Origin of the sequence: Pedobacter sp. SYP-B3415 (assembly GCF_004138205.1) — a bacterium.
Taxonomy (GTDB): Bacteria; Bacteroidota; Bacteroidia; order Sphingobacteriales; family Sphingobacteriaceae; genus Pedobacter.
This window is the reverse complement of the sequence record NZ_RXNQ01000037.1, coordinates 95,019-119,626: the sequence shown is the minus strand read 5'-3', so window position 1 is coordinate 119,626 and position 24,608 is coordinate 95,019. Positions and strand designations below refer to the sequence as shown.

The 24,608-nt window shown below is 47.7% G+C and carries 16 protein-coding genes; 3 read left to right on the top strand and 13 right to left on the bottom strand.

Annotated features, from left to right (window positions below):
* Window positions 1–112: 112 nt before the first annotated feature.
* The 8 genes from EJV45_RS18875 to recJ all read right to left on the bottom strand — a co-directional run bounded on the left by EJV45_RS18875 (window position 113) and on the right by recJ (window position 15,781).
* Complete coding sequence (locus EJV45_RS18875) at window positions 113–526, bottom strand: VanZ family protein (RefSeq protein ID WP_129718222.1); 414 nt, start codon at window positions 524–526, stop codon at window positions 113–115.
* A gap of 3 nt (window positions 527–529) precedes the next feature.
* Window positions 530–910: a glycine cleavage system protein GcvH gene (gcvH, locus tag EJV45_RS18870; RefSeq protein WP_129718220.1), complete on the bottom strand. Its 381-nt coding sequence runs from the start codon at window positions 908–910 to the stop codon at window positions 530–532.
* 392 nt (window positions 911–1,302) lie between these two features.
* Entirely contained in the window at window positions 1,303–8,466 is a 7,164-nt protein-coding gene (sprA, locus tag EJV45_RS18865; protein ID WP_129718218.1) for a cell surface protein SprA, read from the bottom strand.
* Window positions 8,467–8,482: 16 nt separating this feature from the next.
* Complete coding sequence (gene ruvA / locus EJV45_RS18860; RefSeq protein WP_129718216.1) at window positions 8,483–9,067, bottom strand: Holliday junction branch migration protein RuvA; 585 nt, start codon at window positions 9,065–9,067, stop codon at window positions 8,483–8,485.
* A gap of 3 nt (window positions 9,068–9,070) precedes the next feature.
* A complete protein-coding gene (locus EJV45_RS18855) occupies window positions 9,071–11,392 on the bottom strand; it encodes an NADP-dependent malic enzyme (protein WP_129718214.1) in 2,322 nt (773 codons plus the stop codon).
* Between the two features lie 420 nt (window positions 11,393–11,812).
* Window positions 11,813–13,330 carry a GH3 auxin-responsive promoter family protein gene (locus EJV45_RS18850; protein ID WP_129718212.1) on the bottom strand — a complete coding sequence of 506 codons (1,518 nt, stop codon included), beginning with the start codon at window positions 13,328–13,330 and terminating at the stop codon, window positions 11,813–11,815.
* A 3-nt stretch (window positions 13,331–13,333) separates the two neighbouring features.
* Entirely contained in the window at window positions 13,334–14,068 is a 735-nt protein-coding gene (gene lptB, locus EJV45_RS18845; protein ID WP_129718210.1) for an LPS export ABC transporter ATP-binding protein, read from the bottom strand.
* 6 nt (window positions 14,069–14,074) lie between these two features.
* Window positions 14,075–15,781 carry a single-stranded-DNA-specific exonuclease RecJ gene (recJ, locus tag EJV45_RS18840; RefSeq protein ID WP_129718208.1) on the bottom strand — a complete coding sequence of 569 codons (1,707 nt, stop codon included), beginning with the start codon at window positions 15,779–15,781 and terminating at the stop codon, window positions 14,075–14,077.
* 53 nt (window positions 15,782–15,834) lie between these two features.
* On the opposite strand from recJ, the gene EJV45_RS18835 reads away from it, so the two are divergent.
* On the top strand, window positions 15,835–16,599 hold the full coding sequence (locus tag EJV45_RS18835; protein WP_129718206.1) for an MBL fold metallo-hydrolase: 765 nt from the start codon (window positions 15,835–15,837) through the stop codon (window positions 16,597–16,599).
* Between the two features lie 21 nt (window positions 16,600–16,620).
* On the opposite strand, the gene EJV45_RS18830 is transcribed toward EJV45_RS18835, so the two are convergent.
* The 5 genes from EJV45_RS18830 to EJV45_RS18810 form a co-directional block, all read right to left on the bottom strand.
* Window positions 16,621–17,022 (bottom strand): response regulator, encoded by a 402-nt coding sequence (locus EJV45_RS18830; protein ID WP_129718204.1) that lies wholly within the window; start codon window positions 17,020–17,022, stop codon window positions 16,621–16,623.
* A 140-nt stretch (window positions 17,023–17,162) separates the two neighbouring features.
* Window positions 17,163–17,747, bottom strand: a complete 585-nt coding sequence (locus EJV45_RS18825; protein ID WP_129718202.1) for a YceI family protein — start codon at window positions 17,745–17,747, stop codon at window positions 17,163–17,165.
* 168 nt (window positions 17,748–17,915) lie between these two features.
* On the bottom strand, window positions 17,916–20,792 hold the full coding sequence (gene gcvP / locus EJV45_RS18820) for an aminomethyl-transferring glycine dehydrogenase (protein WP_129718200.1): 2,877 nt from the start codon (window positions 20,790–20,792) through the stop codon (window positions 17,916–17,918).
* Between the two features lie 92 nt (window positions 20,793–20,884).
* The gene (locus tag EJV45_RS18815) at window positions 20,885–21,448 is read right to left on the bottom strand and encodes a hypothetical protein (protein ID WP_129718198.1); all 564 of its coding nucleotides are present in this window, start codon (window positions 21,446–21,448) and stop codon (window positions 20,885–20,887) included.
* Between the two features lie 106 nt (window positions 21,449–21,554).
* Entirely contained in the window at window positions 21,555–22,286 is a 732-nt protein-coding gene (locus EJV45_RS18810; protein WP_129718196.1) for a pyridoxine 5'-phosphate synthase, read from the bottom strand.
* A gap of 239 nt (window positions 22,287–22,525) precedes the next feature.
* On the opposite strand from EJV45_RS18810, the gene EJV45_RS18805 reads away from it, so the two are divergent.
* Both EJV45_RS18805 and EJV45_RS18800 read left to right on the top strand, forming a co-directional pair.
* Window positions 22,526–24,163, top strand: coding sequence for a glycosyltransferase family 39 protein (locus EJV45_RS18805; protein ID WP_129718194.1), 1,638 nt, complete (start codon window positions 22,526–22,528; stop codon window positions 24,161–24,163).
* Window positions 24,164–24,547: a GtrA family protein gene (locus tag EJV45_RS18800; protein WP_129718192.1), complete on the top strand. Its 384-nt coding sequence runs from the start codon at window positions 24,164–24,166 to the stop codon at window positions 24,545–24,547.
* Window positions 24,548–24,608 lie beyond the last annotated feature (61 nt).

The following is a 24,608-nucleotide window of genomic DNA, read 5'->3' as shown; positions in this document are numbered from 1 at the left end:
GGTTCGCAAAATTATCTTATCAGACTGCGAAGCCGGCAAATGGTTTGTTAATGGTTGTTAAAAGATGGGTAACAAATTAAATACACCTAACTTTCCTGTTGCAAAGCCGGTTTTAGCTGATGGCGGAACTGCGTTTCTGAGCGTGGATCCAGTTGAGCAGCAGATAACCGAAGATACCCATGCCAACACCGAGGCAGTCGCAGGTAAGGTCCCACCAGTCTGCGGAGCGGTAGGTAAAAACTTTCCATTGCAGGACTTCGACACCTGCACCGATAAAGGAAGTAAGAAAGGTAATTTTGAAGAGTGTTGAGAACGAAAGTGCAGTGTTAGTTTTCTCCCTGATCTTTCCATATAACAGCAGGATGGTCAGGATAAAGAAGAAACCGAGATGAACAAGCTTGTCGAACCCTTCGAAGAAGAAGCCGGAAGAGCCGTCGTTGCTGAAGTGCCAGTTGCAAAGCACTAAAATAACAATGGTCCAGGCTATGGACCATGTTTGATACTTTAATGCTTTGCGAAAGGACATTAACTAAGCGCCTACTAAAGTTTGGTATGCATCTGCAGAAAGAAGCCCATCAATTTCAGAAAGGTCGCTTAATGAGATTTTCACCATCCATCCCTGGCCGTAAGGGTCAGAGTTCACCAGTTCGGGGCTGTTGTTTAATTCTGCGTTTACTTCCAGAACGGTACCGGATACAGGCATAAACAGGTCAGATACGGTTTTAACTGCTTCTACAGTTCCGAAAACGGCTTCTTTAGCAACTTCTTCTCCAACGGTGTTGATGTCGACATACACGATATCGCCGAGTTCGCGCTGAGCAAAATCGGTGATTCCGATTGTGGCTTCGTTTCCATCAACCTTTACCCATTCGTGGTCTTTGGTATACTTCAGTTCTGAGGGGAAATTCATCTTTCAAATATTTTTGCCAAATGTAGTCAATAATGAGTGAAACAGAAAGAACGGAAAAAGGTTGAGACGGGATGCAACAGCGTCAAAACGCATGAGGGCCAATGCGACTCCTGCAAAGTTGGTAGCTTTCGTAAAGATACCAACTTTAAGTTAAAAATATATCACAATTGGAAGAATATTATATTGAAATAAGATAAGAGGTAAGTTTTACCTATGAAACATCACGTTGGCTGCATACCCTACCTTATCAAGTCATGGTTAAAGTTAGAGATGAGATGCAATATTATTAAACAGATTAAAAACGTGTGGTGCCTGATACGACTCCTGCAAAGTTGGTAACTTTCGTAAAGTTACCAACTTTAAGTTAAAAAAATAAGCTATTTTAGAAATATCTAGTTCAAAGTTGCTCTCAGACTAAAGCCAAAATTACTGAAGGATGTGTTGAATGCCTGCGACGTGTATGGTTTTGTAATGTTTGAATCGTAAAACAAACGTACGTTAAACCGCTGGTTGATAATATAATCGATGTTTGGCCGCATCGTGATGTTCTTTGCACCGGCAGATACTTCCGCTTCTGCCACATCTGCACGGTAGATAACGGTCTTGTTGTCGCGCAGGGCTATATCCAGACGGAAATTTATATTATTGTCCATCTTTAGCTCCTTAAACAGCCCAAAAGGAAAACGAAACTTATTTGTCCGGTAGCCAAGTCCGAGGACAACATTGTTTTCCGAGAATTGTGCCAGCTGGCTGTTTGCAAGACTCAGACCGAGCAGGCGTTCCCGGTTCACTTCAAATGAAGCGCTGAGGTTGTTCCTGAGGCGGGTATCTATTCCAATCAGGGGCACAAAGCGTTCTGAGATGGCTACCTGCGAAAACTGATATTGTGGCAGAAAATTACGTGCCTCGTCCCTGGCGTTCGGGAAACCGCGCAATTCAGAATACCGCAACAAGGTGTTGAAGGATCCGATGCTGTACAACGAACTATAGCCGTGTTTGATGTCAAACGAAGTAAAGGTTTCGGCCAAAAGCGGGATCTTTGAGAGACCGCCATACGTAAGCGACCAATTCGGCAGCGGTATTTTTGGGAATGAATTGAGACGGGAAGAGCCGGCGTCTTTACCCGTATAGGCCGCAAGAAATGCACCTACCACAACGTCCTGCGCATTTTGGCCATAGCCATCGGCATAGCCGCCCGCCTGTCCGGCTGAATTCGGGTTCCCTGCGCCCAGGCGCCTCGAAATGACCGCCCGGTTCGCCATAAACTGGTTGAACAGGCTGGAAATTAAGCCACCTGGTTTTTCTCTGAAAGCGGTTCCCAAAGCGATAAATGAAATGCTGTAGTCGCCTGTTGTCTGGGCACCCAAATCACGGAAGGATGCTGCGTTCGGATCAAAGCGAAAATTTGACGAGAAATTCTGTGTTTTGTTCCGCGTTGCAGAAATCTGAATGCGGAGGTCGCGCAATGGCTCCACCTGTCCCGTAAGGCTGAAGTTTTCTTTAAGCGTATTCACGTATAATTGTGACTGCAAGGTATCACGGGTAAGCCAGCCGTTGTTTATGGCCATTGAACGGATGTCCCGCTGGCTTCCAAACACAAAACCGAGTCCGGGCGCACCCATATCATCAATACCAAAATATCGCGACTGTGGCAGATAACCAGGTAAAAATGTAGCCCGAACCTCTGTATAGGCCATGTTTACACTTTTGAGCGATGTTAGCAGACCCGCTAATAGACGTTTTAAAGGTTTTGCATCGGGGCCCGAAGCTTTTCTAAGCCCGGCAAATTTGTTATACAATTTGCTGAAGCCCAGGGTTGGATTTAGTTGGATGGTGCGTGAATTCTGAACGGTGTTACCCAGATCGATCTGCGGATCGCGCAGCGTAGAAAGCGGCTCAGTCTGCCAGTTGAAATTGGTTCCATAGCGGGTAGCAAGCTCTACCCAGTCCAGTCCCGGGATCTTACCTACAGGTACCTCATAAGTAACATTAAGCGTATGGTTATAATTGGTGGTCCGTCCCAGCCGCAGTAAATTCTGCCAGACTGTGTCCCGCTTTAATCCATTGATCCGGCCTTCAGGTTCGTCGATGATCGAATAGTTTGTTGCGTTGAAATCGAGGGTAAGCGATTTCGAAAGTTTCCAGCCAATACCATATACCCTGGTTACCTGAAAATTTTTGTTGAAGGTAGTCTGAATGGGGATGAAATTATTTGGGTCATTATTTCTGAGTGTATTTTCGGCATAGAAGCGATCCAGATCGACCCGGAAATTAATAAAATTCGGACGGAGGGTAAAGTTGAAATCCTTTAACAGGGAAAGAAGATTTGATTTTATGATCTTATTAAATGGCTGATAATTCCGGGCATCGGCAGTAAACGTGTAGGCAAGACTTCCGCGGAAGCTGTTTTCTATACTCCGTTCATTTATAAAGTCCCGGTGATGATACTTTGCGTACCCATAACTTACGCTCAGGTTCTCGATATCCCATAGCCTTGCTGGTTTATTCGGATTGGTACGTTCCTTATGCACATTTGTAAAACTCAGGCTCTGCCTGGTTGTGAAATCCTGCGAAAAGTTAAGAATTGAATCGCGCTGCCGTCGGTCCGCCCCTTCCAGGGCATTTTTCAGCTCGATATCAGGTGTGCGCGGGTTAAACTGCGGGGTGCTGATCTGGGAAGAATAGCTGACAAACATAGGTATGCTGATGCCTGATTTCTGAGGAAAAAACTTACCAAGTTCCATATTCGAATTGATGTCGAAAAACACGTTGTCGGCACGGTTTCGTTCACTTACACGTTTATCAATCGATCCGAAACCGATGGTCGTTTTGCTTCCCGAAACGTTCAGATCGCCCAGGTCGGCAAGTTTGGCGTTCATCCGCGCGGTTGCTGCCCAGCCACCACGTTCATCAAATTCCGTCAGACGTAGTTCGTTGAACCATACCTGGGCATTTTTGTCTAATCCATCATCGCCGCCCGGGCTTGCCGTATTACGCAAAGGGTTTTTCACGCCCAGCATAATGATACGCACTTTGCTCATGTCAGGCTGGCCCCTTACAATCACCGTTTGTCCGTCAGAAACATATCTGAAAGGCACATTGATCGGCCATGGCTGCCCGTTTTGCTGAACGGCGTTGTTTCTGGCTACCTTGGCCTTTTGAAACAGCTCGAGCTGCAGATCCATACGGTTTGCATCCGGCCAGATTGCTCCCGGATCACTCGTTCCCGGCCGGGTTACTTTTAATGGCAGACTGTATTCGTAATAGTTATCCTGATTGTCTGTTCCGATACGCAGGAATGCCCAGATGTCGTTATCGTTCAGCGGCGTGCTGCCGCTGGCTTCTGCGTGAATAAACATGGCAAGCCGCCGGTACGAACGGAAGTCATTAATGGCGGTTTTAAACGTTGCGCGGCCATACCCATCGCGCAGGTCGCGCACATTAAAGACAAGCGACTGTTCATTTTGCCGGGTATCTCCGCGGAAGTTGCTAAAATCCTGTTCACGCTCAATGCCGGGCGGAAGCACATAAGGTATCGGACTACGGCGCCCGTTTTCCTCGATGTTGATAGTGGCTACTTCGATGACAGAATTGTCGGGTCCTGAGCTTTGCAGAGCCGGATCGGTTATGACCTTGTCTGCCTCATTTTTTGAATTGTACTGACGCCAATCGCCGCGCACCAGTTGTAATTTCGCAAAACGAAGGATGGTGGTATCTGCAAAATTTGTCAGGAACATCCGGAAAAAGCGGATTGATTTAAAATCCTGGATATTGCCGACCTTTTGATCGTATTGTGCCAGCGGAACCCGGAACTGGTACCATGTAACCTGCTTGTTTTGTCCGTCTGGCGTTTGAACCCGCGTTACGAGCTTGTCTGTTACGTACCCATCGCCCACAGACATATTTGGTACAAGCGAAACCTTGTATTGAAAATATTCGTCAGACTGGGTCATGTTGTTGTCGCGGTTCACATCTTCGCCGTCGGGGAGGGCAGTAGCTGCGGCATTGTCTACACCAAGGTCCTGCTGCGCCTGTTGCGGGGTTTTTGAATTACCTTCAGTGCCATTGTATTTCTCATAGCGCTTGAGGATGTTTGCGCTGATCTGATCGAGGCCCGGGCCACGGTAGTACACAAAGTCATCAGACGATGGGTCATTATCAAGGCTTTGCGCAGCTCCCGGATTTAACTGAGCGCGAATCTGTGCCAGCGGACCGGAAAATTTCTGCAGTTCTGCAGCGTTGTTCATTCCGTCAAGGCCTACATCCTGTGCCCGCCGGGCGTCAGGATCATTGTCAAAAGCCTGTACAACGGGCTGAAGTTTAGGCACCCGCCCCCAGTTCGTCTCATCGTATCTTGTCGGATCGCCGTTTGCCGGCAGACCATTTTCGAGCGATTTCCTTCCGTCTTTCAGGATGTCTTCGGAGATATTGCCAAGATTAAAATACAGATCGCCACCCTGCGATGCCGGTTTATTCATGAACGGATCCATCAGCCAGAATTCGATGTACTCAATATTCTGCGACTCAAAATCGTTTGTTTCAATACGCCGGTACATCCCGCCCCAGCGCGACCGCGGATTGGTGAGTGTGCCATCGGGGTTAAAGCCGGTTGTGGTGTAGTTGTAAGGGCCGCGTATGGTAGGGTAAAAAGCTACGTCAAGCGTTGGCAGCTGCAGTGGCTGCCCGGTTGCGATCTGTTTGAAAGGGAAAACTTCATTCTCCCTTACTTCCCGTGTGTAGTGGTCTGAACGCAGTAATGCATTGGTACGGATGTTATCCGGAGTTAATGATGTCGGCGTGAAAAATATGGGATCAATATTGTAGAAAGCCAAACGGGCCCGGTTATACCCATAACTCAGGTCGTTTATACGCTGCGATTCAGGAAAAAGCTGCGGTGTGCCGGATATCTGCCAGCTGATCGCTGCTTTCAGGTCTATAAGCGATCGCGATGCTTCAAAATCGTCGAGGTAACTGGTTCCTCCCCGGTCTCCTGCCATGTTCAGTGCGCGCGAGTGCCCCGGAACCAATTGAGCAAACTCGCCTGAAAAGGTAATGCTTGAAGGGGCCTTAGTAGAAAGTAGTGGAAGCTTGTCAATCAGTTTTGTAAGGAAGCGTGAGGGCGAGTTGTAATTCACATCCAGACCCCAAATCGTATTTGATATCGGTTCTTCACCGATGTTAACTTTTGGCGTTATCGGTTTTTCGCTCAGGTTCATGATCGTTCCGCCCAGGTTCAGTTTGCTGTTCACCCTGTAATCGAGGCGTGTTCCAAAAAGACTTCGCTGCTGCACGCCGAATAATTCGTTATTTTCTGTTGTAATGCGGATCGGCTGGCCGGAAGTAAGCAGCGCCGTGTTCAGAATTTTTACGCGCCCGCCCATGTAGTCGACGGTAAAATCTGTTCCTTCCTGAAGCGGGATGTTTCCTGCAAAGACACGCACAGAACCCTGAGGAACGTTGAATGTGTTCAGGCTGAAGTCTGAGGAGACCTCAGACTGATATGTGCCACGAATAATGTAGCGGTTTTGCATCGGGAAAAGCTGTTTTGCAATAACCTGCGTCGAATCATACAAGGCCGGAAAAGTATAGCGCTGTATCAGAGCCTGCTCACCCGGCGCAAAACGCGCGGCCAGGTCTGCGCCGAAAGGTTCGATAACAGGAAAGATAAGTCTGCCATTCAACGGATCGATGGTCACATAACCTTTTACGGTATTATCGATCACCGGATTGCTGCCGGTTTGTCCTGCAGTACCGCCGCTGTAACTGCCACCGCTATAACTATTGCCGTAGGGCCCATATGTGTTACCCAGCGGGTTTGCCATTGCGATAAAGTCAAAGACGCCATCCGGTTTCTGTTCCTGCTGCTGGTTTAGCCGGTCAAGGCCGGTCAGGTTTATAAACTGTTTGTTGCTGGTATTCTGCCCTTCTGTTACAAGTGGTTTCTCGACACCGGACTGATCATCTATCCGGTAAATATCAAGTTTGAAGTTCTGGCTGCCTATTTGATAACCTCCCAGAAGATAGATGTTTTTCATCATCAGGTCCCAGGTTGGGAGGTTGATCTTCATTGTTTCGTTCTTCAGCATCTTTGTGTAGAGCACCCGGGGGTTGGCCTGGTCAAACGAGACATCGGTAGAAAATTCGCCTACCTGATATTCCACGCCGTTATAGGTATATCTGTAAGCAACTCCCAGCACCTCATCTGCGTTAAGCGGATTGTTCAGCGAGATGTAGCCGAGTTGGGGTTGCATAATATACTCACGTTCATTCAGCCGGCGTGCGTAGGTCAGCTTATTAAAATTGTCTGTTGCACCATTCGCCTGGAAATATGCGATTACGTCATTTGAATTCGTAAAACGGGCGCCTGGCGGCAGGTTAGCAAGCAGGTTGTTTGATTGTGGCGTGCCTGGAATCCCGCTAAAGCCGCTTGGTACGGCCGAATAACCCGCACCACCCTGAACCTGTGCGGTATTATACGGGCTGTTTTCGCCCAGATCGAGCAGGGCCAGCACATCTCTTGAATCCTGGGTCTGGCTGCTTTTGTTCGTAATCCAGACTTCAATTTTTGTAATGTTCACCGGTGAAAGAATGTTCGGGGCATTGGCCATCACCTTGTTATAGTTGTTTCTAAAGAACTGGGCAAGAAAGAAGTGTTTATTCGCTTCGTAGTTATCGCCGGTTATGCGAAATTCGTTTTGCTGAGCCCCGTTGGTGATCTGGATTTCTTTCGACTGTGATTTTTGCTGGCTAAATACACTCGTAATGCCCAGTCTGCCGAACTGCAGCTGCGTTTTGATGCCAAACAGCGCCTGGGTTCCCGAGATCAGGCTGCCATTCAGAGGCATGCTCACGTTTCCGGCTTCTATCTTTCTGATAATTTCATCCGGACTACCGGTATAATCAAGTTTGATTTGATTTTCGAAATCAAACTGCGCTTCTGTGTTGTAGTTGGTGAGCAGCTTCAGCTTTGTGCCAATGTTTCCAACCACATTCATTTGTATACGCTGATTGAAGTCAAAGTTCGTCTGAACGCGCTGGCGTTCGTTAAATAAGGGATTTTCATTGCGGTTAACCCGGCCAAGGAATGTAAGTTCGGCCTCGCCGCGCGGCTGGATATCGATGGTCGTTCCGCCAAATATCCGCTCGAACGATTTACTGTTGATACGAACCGCAGGGATAAGCCCGGTTTCTCTGACCTCATTGAGTGTCGAATCAGAAAAGTTACGCCAGTTGGCAGTCTTGATCTCGGCGGTCAGGAGGCGCTGGTATTGCTCGATTGTGAGGTATTGTGGCATGGCAATCTCGCGTTCGCCAAGCATTTGCCTGATTACGTATCGTTTGTTTTCGGCATCAAATTCAACAACACGGTTAATACTTGCAGGCAGGGGAGAGAAGCTGTTTGTTCTGCCAAAGCCAAATGATCTCCTTTCCCTTAAACTGAATGTGTTTTTAAGGGTGTCTGATGGTGTTTTCGTTTGCGCAACCTGCGCCTGCAACGTCTGGTTGCCAAAAACGAGAAGACACAGGATGACCAGGCAGGTAAAGATTCTTCTCAACGGCTTAAATTACAGACTACAGACTTTTCAATGCGGCTTTGATCAGTTGTTCGACAGACATTTCTTCATTGCTTTTAGTTATAATGGTTTCGAGCGCTTTATCGGCAGCGGTGCGAACAAAGCCAAGCATGACCAGGGCGGCCAGGGCTTCTTCCTTGCGGGAATGATGCTGCGGAATTGATATAAGGGCATCCGGACCTTCTTTTTTTAGTTTGTCCTGCAGTTCCAGAACCAGGCGCTGCGCATACTTTGCTCCTATACCCTTTATCCGCTGTATAAGCGGAAGGTCGCCCCTGATAATGGCGGCCTGAATTTCGGCAGGCGTTATAGAAGACAACATCATGCGCGCGGTGCCGGCACCTATACCTGATACCGAGATCAGGTGAAGGAATAATTTACGCTCGCCCTCATCAGCGAAACCATACAGGGTATGCGCATCTTCCTTCACCTGAAGCCAGGTATAGAGTTTCTGGCGCTCACTGTCTTTAAGCGCCGCATACGTATTCAGCGATATATTGATGTGGTAGCCAACGCCGCCTGCTTCAATTACAACGTGCGTTGCCGACTTATAAGTAAGTTTTCCATCAATATATGCGTACATGTTTTATGCTTTTTTTGTTGATTTTTTAAATAATCCGCCTTTGCCACGTTCCTGCGCGGCGGCTTCTTTGGCTTGTGCATCGACTACCGCAATGGTAACCATATTTACGATCTCCCGTACAGAACTGCCAAGCTGTACAATGTGAACGGGTTTTCTCAGACCGAGCAGGATCGGACCTACGGCTTCGGCACCGCCTAATTCCTGCAGTAGTTTATAGGCAATATTGCCCGACTCCAGGTTAGGGAAGACAAGTGTGTTGGCCGGGGCGTCTGCCAGCGCGCTGAAAGGGAAATTTTCTTTCATCATCGCGCTGTTGATAGCGAAGTTGCCCTGCATTTCGCCGTCTACCAGCACCTCCGGATGTTTTTCATGCAGGATGCTGGCAGTTCTGCGCACTTTTTCTGGCACAACACCTTCGTTAGAACCAAAGTTTGAGTACGACAGAAGCGCGATGCGTGGTTTGATGTTGAATTTCTTGACCGATTCATTGAGCATCAGCGTGATATCGACCAGCTCTTCGGCAGTTGGATTTACGTTTACTGTGGTGTCGCCAAAAAATACAGGGCCTTTCTTGGTCATCATCATATACATGCCTGCAACGCGGTTCACGCCTTCCTCTGTTCCGATGATCTGCAGGGCCGGTTTGATGGTCGATGCATAGTTTTTAGTAAGTCCGGAAATCATTGCATCAGCATCGCCAAATTCGACCATCGAAGCACCAAAGTAGTTCCGGTCGCGCATGAATTTAATCGCATCGTTCAACGAAACACCTTTGCGCTGACGTTTTTTATAAAGCGCCTCGGCGTACCGTTTCACCCGGTCGGTATCCAGCATCTGGTCAACGATTTCAACGCCTTCAAGATCCAACGCGCTGTCGGCAATGATCTGCTCAATTTTTTCGCGGTTGCCCAGCAACACAGGTACTGCGATATTTTCATCTTTAACGATCTGAGCAGCCTTCAAAATGCGGTACTCATCGGCTTCAGCAAAGACAACTTTTTTAGGTGCCGACCTGGCTTTCAAGGTCAGTGTGCGCATAATGGCATCGTCAAGACCCAGGCGGCGGTTCAGCTCATCAGTATAAGCGTCCCAGTCTGTGATCACCTTTCTGGCAACGCCAGATTCGATGGCGGCCTTAGCCACTGCTGTAGATACATTGGTCATCAGCCGCAGGTCTACCGGTTTCGGAATGATGTAATCCTTGCCGAATTTCAGGTTTTTCGCGTTATACGCCATGTTTACCGCTTCCGGGACCGATTCTTTCGCAAGCGCCGCAATGGCTTTAACCGCTGCGATTTTCATTTCTTCGTTAATCGCTGTTGCGCGCACATCAAGGGCGCCGCGGAAAATGTATGGAAAACCGAGAACGTTATTTACCTGGTTCGGATAATCTGACCGTCCGGTTGCCATAATGATGTCTTTGCGGGTGGCAATGGCCAGTTCGTAGGCAATCTCCGGATCCGGATTGGCCATGGCAAAAACGATGGGATTTTTAGCCATCGAGCTGAGCATGGCAGCTGTTACGCAGTTTGCCGAAGAGAGACCGATAAACACATCGGCACCTTCCATTGCTTCCTGAAGGCTGCTTAATTTCCTGTCGGTCGCAAATTCGGCTTTGATCGGGTCCAGGTTGCTGCGGTCACTGCGAATCACTCCGCTGCGGTCGCACATCACGATGTTTTCCTTTTTTGCGCCCATGGAGACGTATAGCCGGCTGCAGGAAATAGCCGCCGCACCTGCTCCGTTTACAACGATTTTTACCTTATCAAGCTTTTTCTTTTGCAGCTCACATGCATTGATCAGGGCCGCAGCAGAGATAATCGCTGTGCCATGCTGGTCATCATGCATGACCGGAATATTCATCTCTTCTTTAAGCCGGCGCTCAATTTCAAAGCACTCGGGTGCCTTAATATCTTCCAGGTTCACACCGCCAAAAGTCGGCTCAAGCGCCTTAACGATTTTTACAAAGTCGTCTACATTGGTTGTATCAAGCTCCAGGTCAAATACATCGATATCGGCAAAGATCTTAAAAAGAAGACCTTTACCCTCCATAACGGGCTTGCCTGCTTCCGGGCCAATGTTACCAAGGCCAAGTACCGCGGTACCATTACTGATTACTGCGACGAGATTGCCTTTGGCGGTGTATTTATATACGTCTTCCTTATGATCGGCTATTTGCAGACAGGGCTCTGCCACACCCGGCGAATAGGCCAGGGTCAGGTCGCGCTGCGACTGCGTAGGTTTTGTTGGGACTACCTGTATCTTGCCCGGGCGTCCTTGAGCGTGGTAATCAAGGGCGTCCTGCTTTCTGTTGGTCTTGCTCATTTTTTTCCTTTTGTAGCGGGCAAAGTTACGACTAAAGATACGACACGGAAAGGATAAGTTGAAGGTTATTAGGGACGTATTGATGTTAGGTTTTTTATAAAGTTGCCTCTTTTCGGGTATGGGCTAACCTGAGCCCCCCAATTAGATTAAAGAAGAAAGAATAAGCAGGAAACTCCAATCAAGACCTTATTGTGGTAGAAGAAGGATTAAGAGGAAAAGAGTTGCGAATGAAACCTGAATTGATGAGTAACGGGGCAGGACCAGGCGCTGACGCTTCTCAGAGTGATACAAACGGCTGCCTCCAAAGCGTAGCGCAGCAGCTGATCTGAGATCATGCTTCACTCGTTCGTCAGGTTGAGGGGACAGGCGCCCTGTCTCAGGACTCATCTCTCACATCTCAAATCTAAATTTCAGCAAGCATCAACCTTCACTGATCTGTTTCAGGATCTCATCCACGTATTTACGTTCGTTGGCCAGCCGGGGTACTTTATGCTGTCCGCCGAGTTTGCCGCATGCTTTAAGCCAGTTGTAAAAAGTGTTTTCAGGTGCATTATGTACGGTAGGCCGCCGCAGTGCCATGTCTTTGAAACGTTTGGCGTCATAGTCTGAATTTACCTCGCGCAATGTATCATCCAGCACGTCGATAAAGCGCTCAAATTCGTCGGGCTGTTTCTCAAATTCAATGATCCATTCGTGACCACCTGCATCGTTACCCTTGAAATAAATAGGGCAGGCCGTATAGTCGCGCACAATGGCCCCGGTTGCACCGCAAGCCTTAATGAGCGCCTTTTCGGCATTGTCAATAATCACTTCTTCACCAAAAGCGTTGATGAAATGTTTGGTCCGCCCTGAGATCTTGATCCGGTATGGCGACAGTGAGGTGAAGTGGATCGTATCACCGATCATATAACGCCATAATCCACCGTTGGTCGTAATTACGATCGCATAGTTTTTATTCAGCTCCACTTCATTGAGCAGGAGTGTCTCTGGCTGCTCGTCTTCCAGACGGTCAAGCGGAATGAATTCGTAGAAGATACCATAATCAAGCATCAGCAACATCTCGTCTGAGTTCGACTGGTCCTGAATACCAAAAAAACCTTCAGAGGCATTGTAGGTTTCCAGGTAATACATGTCTGCTGATGGTATTAGCTGCTTAAACTGTTCACGGTAAGGCGCAAAATTCACCGCGCCATGGAAATACAGCTCAAGGTTTGGCCATACCTCAAGCAGATTACGCTTGCCGGTTATTTCTAATACCTTTTTTGCAAGCACAATGGTCCAGGTAGGTACGCCTGAAATGTTGGTTACATTTTCTTGGATCGTCGCTTCGGCCATTTTATCCATTTTCTGCTCATAATTGTCCATCAGAGCGATAGACATATCAGGCGTGCGAAGGAATTCGGCCCAGACGGGGAGGTTTTTTATCAAAACGGCCGAAAGGTCACCATAAAATGAGTCTGTATTGAGCTGATTTATTTGGTGGCTTCCGCCGAGGACAAGACATTTGCCGGTAAAAATCTGCGTATTTGGCCGGTTATTGCAAAAAATGGAAATCAGATCTTTGCCGCCTTTGAAGTGGCACTCCTCGAGCGATTCCTGCGAAACCGGGATAAACTTGCTGCGGTCACTCGTGGTCCCTGAAGATTTTGCAAACCACCGGATTTCGGAAGGCCACAGGATGTTCTGCTCGCCCTGAAGCATCCGTTCAATATAGGGCTTTAGGGTGTCATAGTTTTGCAGCGGAACGCGCTCCCGGTATTGGTCGGGGGTAAGTATGGTTTTGTAGTCGTATTTTTTACCCCATTCGGTATTTTCGGCACTTGAAATAAGGTTGAGAAACCATTCTTCCTGAACTTCATGCGGATATTTTGTGAAAAGCTCAATCTGGTGGATTCGCTTTTTCATGATCCATGCGAAGATCGAATTAACAATAGCCATAGGTTAGAATTTTTTTCTCCGCAACACAAAGTTCGAGCCGAGGTATACCTTTTTCACCATTTCATTGGCCGCTAGTACCTCTGGTGTACCTGCTTCAAGTATTTTTCCTTCAAAAAGCAGGTAGGCGCGATCAGTAATAGACAGGGTTTCCTGGACATTGTGGTCGGTAATCAGGATGCCGATGTTTTTGTGTTTAAGTTTTGCTACGATAGACTGAATTTCTTCAACAGCGATGGGGTCGACACCCGCGAAAGGTTCGTCGAGGAGGATAAAGTTTGGATTTGCAGCAAGTGCGCGTGCGATTTCGGTACGCCGGCGTTCCCCGCCAGACAGCAGGTCGCCGCGGTTTTTTCGCACTTTATGAAGACTAAATTCATTAATCAGCTCTTCAAGCTTTTCAGATTGTTCTTCTTTACTCATTCCGCTCATCTCGAGAATGGCCAGGATGTTGTCCTCTACCGTCAGTTTCCTGAATACGGAAGCTTCCTGTGCAAGGTAACCGATGCCTTTCTGCGCGCGGCGGTACATGGGATCGGTTGTGATATCTTCATCTTCAAGGTAGATGGTGCCCTCATTCGGTTTGATCAGCCCCACAATCATATAGAATGATGTCGTCTTGCCGGCTCCGTTAGGTCCGAGCAGCCCCACAATCTCTCCCTGGCTTACATTGAATGATACGTTATTTACGACCGTTCTCTGTTTATATTTCTTTACGAGGTTTTCAGCTCTTAATATCATTTGGTGTTATCCGTTCTGCGGCCTGATAGCCTTAATATTGAGTTGCAGCCGTTTTTTATCTTTCCAGGAATTTTCTTCTATGGTATAACAGATTGAAAACGGAATGCCATTGCTTACCTGTGGCAACAACTCTGCCTGCCCGAAGGCAATGGCTTCAAAAATAAGCGAATTTTCCTGTTTTACGGACATTCTGAGGTGATTGGCCCCCACAAGCGATGGTTGAAACGCTGCGGTAACACCTGTACTAACAAAAACAGGCGCCATATTGTGTGGACCGAAAGGGCCCATTTGTGCCAGGATCCGGGTAAACTTTCCGGTAATCTGATCAAACCTGAGTTCGGCATCGATCGGTATGGCTGGTGTAAGCGATTCTTCGCTGATACTGGCGGCAACAACCTCCTCAAATTTTTCTCTGAAGGCTTCTATGTTTTCGGCACGCATGGTCAGGCCTGCCGCAAAGCGGTGCCCGCCAAACTGATCGAGCAGATGGGCGCAGCCCTGAAGGGCTTCATACAGGTCGAACCCGGCAACCGAACGCGCTGACCCGGCAACATGGCCATTCGCCGATGTAAGAACAATTGTAGGTCGATAGTATTTTTCAGTCAGGCGTGAAGCCACGATGCCGATCACACCTTTGTGCCAGCCGTCGCTATAAACGACCGTGCTCTTTTGCCTGAGCATAAGTTCGCTGCCTTCGATCTGCGCAAGCGCTTCGCGGGTAATGTCCTGATCGAAATTTTTGCGGGCAGCATTTTTGTCGTTGATAAGCAGGCTTTGGCTTTGTGCAAAGCCGTTTTCAGACGAAAGGAGCATCTCAACGGCATGACTGGCATGGTCCATGCGCCCGGCCGCATTAATTCGCGGGCCGATAGAGAATACAACATCCGTCAGGTTATAGCCCGATGTTTTACCGGCTACCTCCATCAAAGCATACAAACCGCGTGAAGGATTTTCGTTTAGCTTTTTCAGGCCGTGGTAGGCAAGTATCCGGTTCTCGCCAACTACCGGAACGATGTCTGAGGCAACAGCTACCATGACCAGATCGAGGTATTTCAGCGGTAACTCCTCTCCAAGGCCAAGTCTGCGGCTGAGCGCCTGGGTAAGTTTGAAGCCTATACCGCATCCGCAAAGTTCATCGAAAGGATAATTGCAGTCTCCACGTTTCGGATCAAGCAGCGCCACTGCATCAGGAAGCACCGGACCCGGCAGGTGGTGGTCGCAAACAATGAAATCAATACCCAATGTTTTTGCATATGCAACTTCAGCAACAGACTTGATGCCGCAATCAAGCGCAATGATCAGTCCTACGCCATGCTGCGCAGCTGTGTCAATGCCCTTTAAAGAAACACCATACCCCTCGGCATACCGGTCTGGAATATAGTATTCGACCTGCTGTGTAAGCTCGGCAAGAAAACTATACACAACCGTTACCGAGGTTGTGCCGTCTACATCATAGTCGCCGAAAACCATGATCCGTTCGCCTGCGGAGATAGCCCGCGTAATCCGCTCAACGGCAAGATCCATATCCTTCATCAGAAACGGATCATGCAGGTGACTGATCTGCGGGCGGAAAAAATCGCGCGCAGCGTCAAATGTGCAGATGCCGCGTTGTACAAGTATACGGGAAAGGGTCTGGTCAATGCCAAGCTCAAGGGCCAGTTTCCCGACCTGGTCTTCCGAACATTCCGGCACAGGCACCCATCTTTTTTCCATATCTTTGTCTTGAAGAATCGTAAATATACATTTTTTTAATAACCCATATTTCTGTGCAGGTTTTCACATTATACGAAGGTTCATACTCTGTCGATGCTACCAAGAAGTTCATTCCGTTTGATCCTCAAAAGGATAACCCGAAAGACAGACCTGCATCATTGTTTATCCATGTGCAGCCTTTTTTGATAAAAACTTCAAATAACCTGCTGCTTTGTGATACCGGTCTGGGTTATAGCAATGATCAGGGCGAGATGATCCTTCATCAGAATATCCGGAACGCGGGGTTTGACCCGGAAGATGTGGATATGGTATTGATGTCTCACCTGCATTTCGACCACTCGGGGGGCATGATTCACAACCTGAACGGCCAGACAAACCTGAGTTTTCCGCATGCAGAATACGTTGTGCAGCGGGGAGAGTGGGAAAACGCTTTCGCCGGTAAATCCTCCTCTTACCATGTTGACATTTTTGAATACCTGCAGCGGAATGCGCACCTCACGATAATTGAGGGGTCAGGAACGCTGGCACCGGGTATTACCTACGAACATACCGGCGCACATACGCCTCATCACCAGGTGTTTCTGTTTGAAGATGGCGGTGAGTATGTCTTTTTTGGTGGTGATGTTTTACCTGAACCGGAAGAGCTGCAGCGAAAGTTCATTGCCAAATATGATTTTGACGGGCGCAGGGCTATGGAACTGAGGGAGGAATTTGGCCGGAAGGCTGCCGCTGAGAACTGGCAATGCCTGTTCTACCACGGTAAATCAAAGGCTACGGGATATGTATCGTTGTCTGAGGGGGCGTTCAGAATCAGCTGATTACGCAGGCAGGATGGCCGTTTACTCTTCCAGCGCGTCGAAAAGCTCTTTCAGCCGGTCAATGGCCAGGGGTTTCGAAATAAATCCGTTTACAATTGAATAGGTTTTCGCTTTTTCGATGTCATTTTCATACACTGAAGACGACAGCAGGTACATGTCTGGATTTTTATCAATATTCAGCTTTTCGTAAGCTTCTATAAACTCCCAGCCATTCAGCACAGGCATATTGATATCGATGAGTATGAGATCAGGAAAGGGCCGATCAGAACCTAACGTTTCCTGAAGATAATCAATGGCCAGTTTTCCATTGGCCTGCGACACCATGTCTACGTCGTAGCCTGTTTTTTCAACAATTTTTTTGATGATAAAAATGTTGATGTCATCGTCATCAATTACAAGAAGGTTAATTTTTGACCGGGCCATTGCGTATGTGTGTTTAAACAAGAAAGCTCTAAAATGCAAAACAGCGCTGACACAATTGCGGTGTATCAAGCTTGTTGCAAAGAAAAGCAAATAAAAAAAGCCAGCAAAATCTTACTGGCTTTGCTCATTTATAAATCTAGTTATTTTTTTGCAACCAATTTCACTGCAAGCTCGAATTCGTCGTAAATAAATTTATCGCCCAGATCTGAGAAAAATGACTTTGAACCATATTTGATGTCATATTTCGTACGGTCAACAATCACTTTATCTGCGGTTGCAGTAACCGATCCGTCGCTACCCCAGGCAATTGTAGCCGGGAAGCTGATGCTGTTGGTTTTGCCTTTGATGGTCAGATCGCCGTTTACGTTTACTTTGCCTGCTCCTGCATCGCTCACTTTTTTTATCACAAAGGTAGAGGTTGGGTATTTTGCCGAACCAAAGAAGTCATCGGCTTTCAGGTGGCCTTCCAGACGGGCGCTTTTGTCTGCATCTTTGATGCTGGCCATGTCGATGGTGAAATTACCGCCGTTTAGCTTTTTACCGTTGAAGTTCAGGGAGCCGGACTGAAGAGCAATTGTGCCATTATGAGATCCGCTTACCTTCTTACCGATCCAGGTAAGGGTCGATTTTTGTGTGTCTACTTTGTAAACTACGGGCGCCGGCTTGAAGGCTGTCATCACTGCGATGAATGCCAGCATGAGAACTGTACTGATTGTTGATTTCATTTTATCTTTATTTAGACCAATGCAGCGAAGTACAGAAAAAAACAGCGTATTTCTGCCATGGAATTTTAATTTTTCTTTAAAGGTATTTTTATGATTACCTGCGGGGCGGGGCGGTAACAAAAAAAGCCTGGCTGCAACGTGCAACCAGGCTTCAGTGAACGGGTGGGTCTAAGCAACCGATTCTTCAATATAACTTTCTAGTGGTGGGCAGGCACACACGAGCGACCTGTCGCCATAACTATCGTTAACACGGCCAACGGAAGGCCAGAACTTACGTGAAGCCACGTAAGCCAGCGGGAATGCCGCCGACTGCCTGCTATACGTATGGTTCCAGTCATCGGCCGTAATCACAGCCTGGGTATGCGGTGCATTTTTCAGCGCATTGTCTTTTGCGTCTGCCTTTCCAGCTTCAACATCAGCGATTTCATTCCTGATGGCAATCAGCGCATCGCAGAAACGATCAAGCTCGTGTTTCGGTTCGCTTTCTGTAGGTTCTACCATCAGCGTGCCGGCAACCGGGAAGGAAACCGTTGGGGCATGGAATCCGTAATCCATAAGCCTTTTCGCAATATCTGTAACTTCGATTCCTGCATTTTTGAAGGAACGGCAATCGAGGATCATTTCATGCGCGCAACGGCCGTTTGCACCCGAATATAGAACCGGATAATGTTTCTCCAGGCGGGCCTTCATGTAATTGGCATTTAAAATGGCGTACCTGGTAGCGTTGGTAAGGCCTTCGGCTCCCATCATGGCGATGTAGGCGTGTGAAATGATCAGGATAGAAGCTGATCCCCATGGTGCCGAAGAGACTGCCGGAATCGATTTTTCCTGGTTGATGTCAATAACGGCATGACCAGGCAGGTAAGGAACCAGGTGTTTTGCTACGCCGATTGGTCCCATGCCGGGGCCGCCGCCGCCGTGAGGAATACAAAATGTTTTATGCAGGTTCAGGTGACATACGTCTGCACCGATGTTTGCCGGGCTGGTTAGTCCAACCTGCGCATTCATGTTGGCACCGTCCATATAAACCTGACCACCGTTTTCATGGATGATGTTGCAGATGTCGATGATGCTCTCTTCGAATACCCCGTGCGTCGACGGATAGGTGACCATGAGGCACGATAGTTCGTTTTTATATTGCTCTGCTTTGGCTTTGAGGTCTTCAACGTCAATGTTTCCGTTTTCCATCGACTTAACGACAACGATCTTCATTCCGGCCATTGCAGCTGAGGCGGGGTTGGTGCCATGCGCCGAAGCCGGAATGAGCGCCACATTGCGGTGGTGGTTGCCGCGGTCCTGGTGGTAGGCCCGGATAACCATCAAACCGGCATATTCTCCCTGCGCACCGGCATTTGGCTGCAGACTCATTGCTGCGAAACCAGTAATCTCACTCAGCCAGGCGTTCAGTTCGTTAAATACATTATAGTAACCAAGAACCTGATCTGACGGCGCAAAGGGGTGGATTCTGCCAAAGTGCGACCAGGTAACCGGAATCATTTCTGCAGTTGCGTTCAGTTTCATGGTACATGAGCCAAGCGCGATCATTGAGTGGCACAAAGAAAGATCTTTTGCCTCAAGCGACTTGATGTAACGCAGCATTTCATGCTCTGAATGATAAGAGTTGAAAACCGGGTGTGTCAGGTAAGCCGACTCACGCTGCAAATTTGCAGGAATAATCGTTTCTACCTCTGTAACGACCTCAACCTGGTCAGAAGCGACCGCTTTTACTTTTCCGAAGATACGGGCGAGCGTCTTTACATCCTCGAAGAGCGATGTTTCATCAAAAGAAATGGTAACGACAGATCCCTGATAGTTCAGGTTGATCTCATTATCAAGACACTCTTTGTGGATGGGGCCCGCAAGGTCGCCAAGGTCAAAGCGGATCGTATCAAAATAAACAGGATTGAGTTGCCTATAGCCAAGTTTAGTCAGGGTTTCGGCGAGAGAGATGGCCAGGCCATGTGTACGCTCAGCAATGGCTTTCAAGCCTGCCGGGCCATGGTAGGCAGCATAAAAGCCTGCCATAATAGCCAGAAGCGCCTGGGCGGTACAAATGTTAGATGTGGCTTTATCGCGGCGAATGTGTTGTTCGCGCGTTTGCAAGGCCATGCGCAGTGCATAGTCATTATTGCTGTCTATCGTAACGCCGATAATGCGTCCCGGAATCGAGCGCTTATATTCTTCTTTTGTAGCAAAGTAAGCAGCGTGCGGCCCGCCAAAGCCCATAGGAATACCAAAGCGCTGCGACGTGCCGACTACGATGTCTGCACCCCATTCACCTGGAGGGGTTAGAAGCGTGAGGCTAAGCAGGTCTGCGATAACAGTAAGCTTAATATTTTGCGCATGAAGCTGTGATGCAAAATCTGAGTAATCAAAAACCTCACCGTTACCGGCAGGATATTGAATGGCGGCGCCAAAAAACTCTGCTGTAGGTTCGAACGTCTGGTGGTCACCAAAAACAAGCTCAATTCCATACGGATTCGCGCGGGTTTTCAAGATGTCGATCGTTTGAGGGAAAACGAGATCGGAAACAAAAAACTTGTTTGCCTGCTGATTTTTGCGAAGGCTATACTGCATAAACATGGCTTCAGCAGCGGCTGTTCCTTCGTCGAGAAGTGAGGCGTTTGCAATTTCCATACCTGTCAGGTCGATAACCATGGTTTGAAAGTTCAGCAGCGCCTGCAACCTTCCCTGGGCAATTTCTGCCTGGTAGGGCGTATATTGTGTATACCAGCCCGGGTTTTCCATCACATTTCTGAGGATAACACCAGGTGTGTGTGTGTCATAATAGCCCTGACCAATAAAGGTTTTAAATACCTTATTAAGTAGGGATGTTTGTTTAAGGCCGGAAAGATAGGCGGTTTCTGATTTTGCCGCCGGTAAATTCAGCTGATTTTTTAGCCGGATCTTCTCCGGGATGGTCTGATCGATCAGTGTATCAACCGATTCTACCCCAATCACATTCAGCATCTCTGCTGTCTGTTCCTCGTTCGGCGCGATGTGCCTATTTTCAAATGCTTCCCTGTATTGGATATTCAAGCCCATGATTGCAATAAATTTGCGCAAAGGTAGGCATTTCAGACATTTTTTTTGATGTCTGCGGCTTAGATAAACGAATGGTTTTTAATGGTAAAAGGTCATTTTTTTACCGACCAGCCATTATCCTTGCTAAAGCGGAGCTTATAGGTCTTATTTACGAAAGTGCTGTTGAGGGCTTTGCTGTCTGCAATCGGTGCAAACGGCGTTGGAACCTTTTTTAATGAAAGTGTAACTTCGGCACGGCTGCTGCTCACATTTTTAAAACTGACAGGTTTGTCATCGGCGAGCTGGTATTGAAAAACCCGTACGGTTGCGCGGTCGCGCGCCTGCTCCATAACAAGTGGCCGGGCCTCGTCAGTCAGGCTTACCAGATACGTGTAGGCGCTGTCTTTGCTCAAAAACTTTTTCTTTTGCTCAAGTGGCTTAAGCTCGACCAGTCCGCCGGCTGCGAGATCCTGATAGATTTTAAGCATTTCCCGCTCTTTCTTTGAGCTGAACTTCATCTCGCCATAGTCAAACCTGCTCGTCTCATATTCCGGATTTCGAGCCAGGTAATCAGTAACGGCATCTGCCGCATCGCTTTCGCTGATTACAGCTTTATCTGCGCAGCCGGTTGCAGCAAACAGGGCCAGCAGGCAAAACAAAAAGAGCAGTTTTCTCATAGTTTCGTTTATAAAATAATTCTTGTACGTGTGTTAAAAAATCTGAAAGCCTGTTCCGGCAGCATTCGTAACACGACGGCAAGCATCGGGCCAGCTTTGAATATGACTAATGTTGGCTTTCGTGCAGCTGATGCAAATATTGCTGAATCGTATTTTCCAGACCAAGATACAGGGAATCACAGATCAATGCATGGCCGATCGATACCTCAAGCAGACCGGGCACCTGTTGCGCAAAGAAGCGCAGGTTATGGAGATCAAGGTCATGCCCTGCGTTCAGGCCAAGGCCCAGTTCGTGCGCCCGGCGTGCGGCAGCCGCATAAGGCAGAACAGCTTTCTCTCTTGATACGTAGTAGTTATGTGCGTACGCCTCGGTATACAGCTCGATGCGGTCTGTACCAGTTTCAGCAGCACCCTGTATCATTTCAACCACAGGATCTACGAAAATTGAGACGCGGATTCCAGCTTTCTTAAACACATCGACCATTTCCCGGAGGTAGTCGCCGTGTTTACTAGTATCCCAGCCGTGGTTGGAGGTAATTTGTCCTTCGGCATCGGGTACCAGCGTTACCTGGGCAGGCTTATTGGCTAAGACCAGGTCTACAAATTTCTTTTCACGGCAATTGCCTTCAATGTTGAATTCGGTTGAGATTGCTGCTTTCAGATCGTAAACATCCTGATAGCGGATATGGCGCTCGTCAGGACGCGGGTGCACGGTGATACCTTGTGCACCGAATGTTTCGCAGTCTAACGCGACTTTTACAAGATCGGGGTTGTTGCCTCCACGGCTGTTTCGCAGGGTAGCGATTTTATTGATGTTAACGGAGAGTTTCGTAGTCATATGCCAGAGTAGGGGCCTTAAATTTTGCTTCCGAGGTAATAGATAACGACGAGCCAGATCAGGCCTTTGATCAGAAAAAAAAGAAAACCGGCAATGCCGACCCTCTTGAACCAGAAAATGAGCTTTTCTTTGTTCATGATGCCGCTAAAGTTACAAAAATGAGCGGTTATATAGCTTTGCGTACATTAATTTCTGTTCCGTTAAAATTATGCTGATTTTTGGCCGATCAAATTCTTGCTATGCCTTCTGAAAAAGTAATGTTGTATTTGCTCGGACTGCTGATTCTGCTGGGCGCGGCGGGGATTGCCGGTCCGGTTATGGAGCCTGATGCAGCGCTTTATGCCTCAATTGCAAAAAACATCGTGCTCCGTAACGATTGGATAAACCTTTATGGCAATGGCGGCGACTGGCTGGATAAGCCGCATTTGCCATTCTGGCTTGCAGCTGCCTCATTCAAAGTATTTGGTATCAACGCGTTTTCTTATAAATTGCCATCGTTTCTGGTCGGTTTGCTGGGCCTTGGCTACCTTTACAAGCTAACTGCCGGGCTTTACAACAGGCAGACAGCATTACTTGCTGCACTGATTTATTTTTCTGCCCTGCATCTTATCTTATGTAATTTTGATGTCCGGGCCGAGGTCTACCTGACTACCTTTTGCCTGGCCGCTTTGTATCATTACTATCATGCTCAGGAAGGCAGATGGCTGACACATATTATAGCCGGTTCATTTATGGCGGCCCTGGCGGTCATGACAAAAGGCATATTTGTACTTATGCCGCTTTTTGGCGGATTTATTCTGTACTGGCTGTTTTCTGGCCATTGGCGTATGATACTCAAACTACGCTGGTGGCTGGCAATTGCACTGATCTTTATATTCATCGGACCTGAACTATGGTGTCTTTACCGGCAGTTCGATCTGCATCCTGAAAAAGTAGTTTTTGGCAAAACCGGCGTATCGGGCATCCGCTTCTTTTTTTGGGATAGTCAGTTTGGCCGCTTTTTTAACAGCGGTCCGATCAAAGGAAAGGGCGATATCTCATTTTTTATACATACCAGCCTCTGGGCATTTCTGCCCTGGTCATTATTGCTCTTTACTGCTGCAGGCTATTTTCTGCTGCGGGTTAAGCAGGGCATGTCGCGCAGCTCGGTCATTTTTATTGTCGCCGGACTTACCTTCCTGATCTTCTCGTTTTCGAAGTTTCAGTTGCCGCATTACATCATACTTGTTTTTCCCCAGTTTGCAATTCTTACTGCTGCATATCTTGGTCAATTAAATTATAAAGGGCTTTTGATCTGGCGAGCCGTTCAAATCAGCATATGTTTGCTGGCATCAGTTTTACTGGCAGTCATCATTTTCTTTTTCAAAGTACCAAATGCGGGAATTTTTTATGTTCTGACCGCACTCGCGATCATCCTGATGTGTTGGAAAGGAAGAGAACCAAGGCAAAGCAGTTTGGTGTGGTCGGCTGTAAGCTTTTCGCTTTTGTTCCTGGTGTTTGTCAATTTCTTTTTTTATCCGGCGCTGTTAAAATACCAGGCAGGAATGCAGGCTGCAAAGTGGAGTGCCGCAAAGGGCTTGAAGGGTCGGCCGGTTATTTACAGGCAATTGATGAATGCCTATGCTTTTGAGTTTTATCATCCCGGGCTTGTTGCGCGTGCTGAGACACCCGAAGCACTTGATGGGATGTTACAGAATGGTCCGCTGATTGTTTACGCTGATCAGGCGGCTGCTCAGGAACTCGAAGAACGTTTTGCTGCGGTGCCGTTGCAGACCTTTGAGAGGTATCACATTACCCGACTGAAACCAAAGTTTTTAAATGCTTCAACCAGGCCCGGTACGTTGGAGACGTTTGTGTTGTTAAAGATTACGCGTTAAATGGAGCAACTGTTTTACAAGATTCTCAAATTTGGGCTGGTAGGCTTCTCCGGATTGCTGATTGATTTTGGCACCACCTGGCTATTAAAAGACCGGTTGAAAGCAAATAAATACCTGGCAAATTGTACAGGTTTTTCCCTGGCGGTGATTAGTAATTTCATGCTGAACAGGGTCTGGACTTTTCAAAGTCACAATATCCACTGGGAGGGGGAATTTGCCAAATTTGTATTAATCAGCCTGATCGGGCTGGCACTGAATACAGGTTTCCTGTATCTGTTTCACCAATCAAGATTCAAACTTCCGTTTTACTTCGCCAAATTTCTGGCTACCTTGGTCGTGTTTATATGGAATTTCACGGCAAATTTTATTTTCACTTTCAGTTAAAAACTTAACTTAAAGTTGGTAACTTTACTAAAGTTACCAACTTTGCAGGAGTCGAACTATG

Bases quoted from the DNA above. Each gene is read 5' to 3' on its own strand.
- EJV45_RS18875 (WP_129718222.1), bottom strand. From the start codon at position 526: ATGTCCTTTCGCAAAGCATTAAAGTATCAAACATGGTCCATAGCCTGG.
- gcvH (WP_129718220.1), bottom strand. From the start codon at position 910: ATGAATTTCCCCTCAGAACTGAAGTATACCAAAGACCACGAATGGGTA.
- ruvA (WP_129718216.1), bottom strand. From the start codon at position 9,067: ATGTACGCATATATTGATGGAAAACTTACTTATAAGTCGGCAACGCAC.
- EJV45_RS18855 (WP_129718214.1), bottom strand. From the start codon at position 11,392: ATGAGCAAGACCAACAGAAAGCAGGACGCCCTTGATTACCACGCTCAA.
- EJV45_RS18850 (WP_129718212.1), bottom strand. From the start codon at position 13,330: ATGGCTATTGTTAATTCGATCTTCGCATGGATCATGAAAAAGCGAATC.
- lptB (WP_129718210.1), bottom strand. From the start codon at position 14,068: ATGATATTAAGAGCTGAAAACCTCGTAAAGAAATATAAACAGAGAACG.
- recJ (WP_129718208.1), bottom strand. From the start codon at position 15,781: ATGGAAAAAAGATGGGTGCCTGTGCCGGAATGTTCGGAAGACCAGGTC.
- EJV45_RS18830 (WP_129718204.1), bottom strand. From the start codon at position 17,022: ATGGCCCGGTCAAAAATTAACCTTCTTGTAATTGATGACGATGACATC.
- EJV45_RS18825 (WP_129718202.1), bottom strand. From the start codon at position 17,747: ATGAAATCAACAATCAGTACAGTTCTCATGCTGGCATTCATCGCAGTG.
- gcvP (WP_129718200.1), bottom strand. From the start codon at position 20,792: ATGGGCTTGAATATCCAATACAGGGAAGCATTTGAAAATAGGCACATC.
- EJV45_RS18815 (WP_129718198.1), bottom strand. From the start codon at position 21,448: ATGAGAAAACTGCTCTTTTTGTTTTGCCTGCTGGCCCTGTTTGCTGCA.
- EJV45_RS18810 (WP_129718196.1), bottom strand. From the start codon at position 22,286: ATGACTACGAAACTCTCCGTTAACATCAATAAAATCGCTACCCTGCGA.
- EJV45_RS18805 (WP_129718194.1), top strand. From the start codon at position 22,526: ATGCCTTCTGAAAAAGTAATGTTGTATTTGCTCGGACTGCTGATTCTG.
- EJV45_RS18800 (WP_129718192.1), top strand. From the start codon at position 24,164: ATGGAGCAACTGTTTTACAAGATTCTCAAATTTGGGCTGGTAGGCTTC.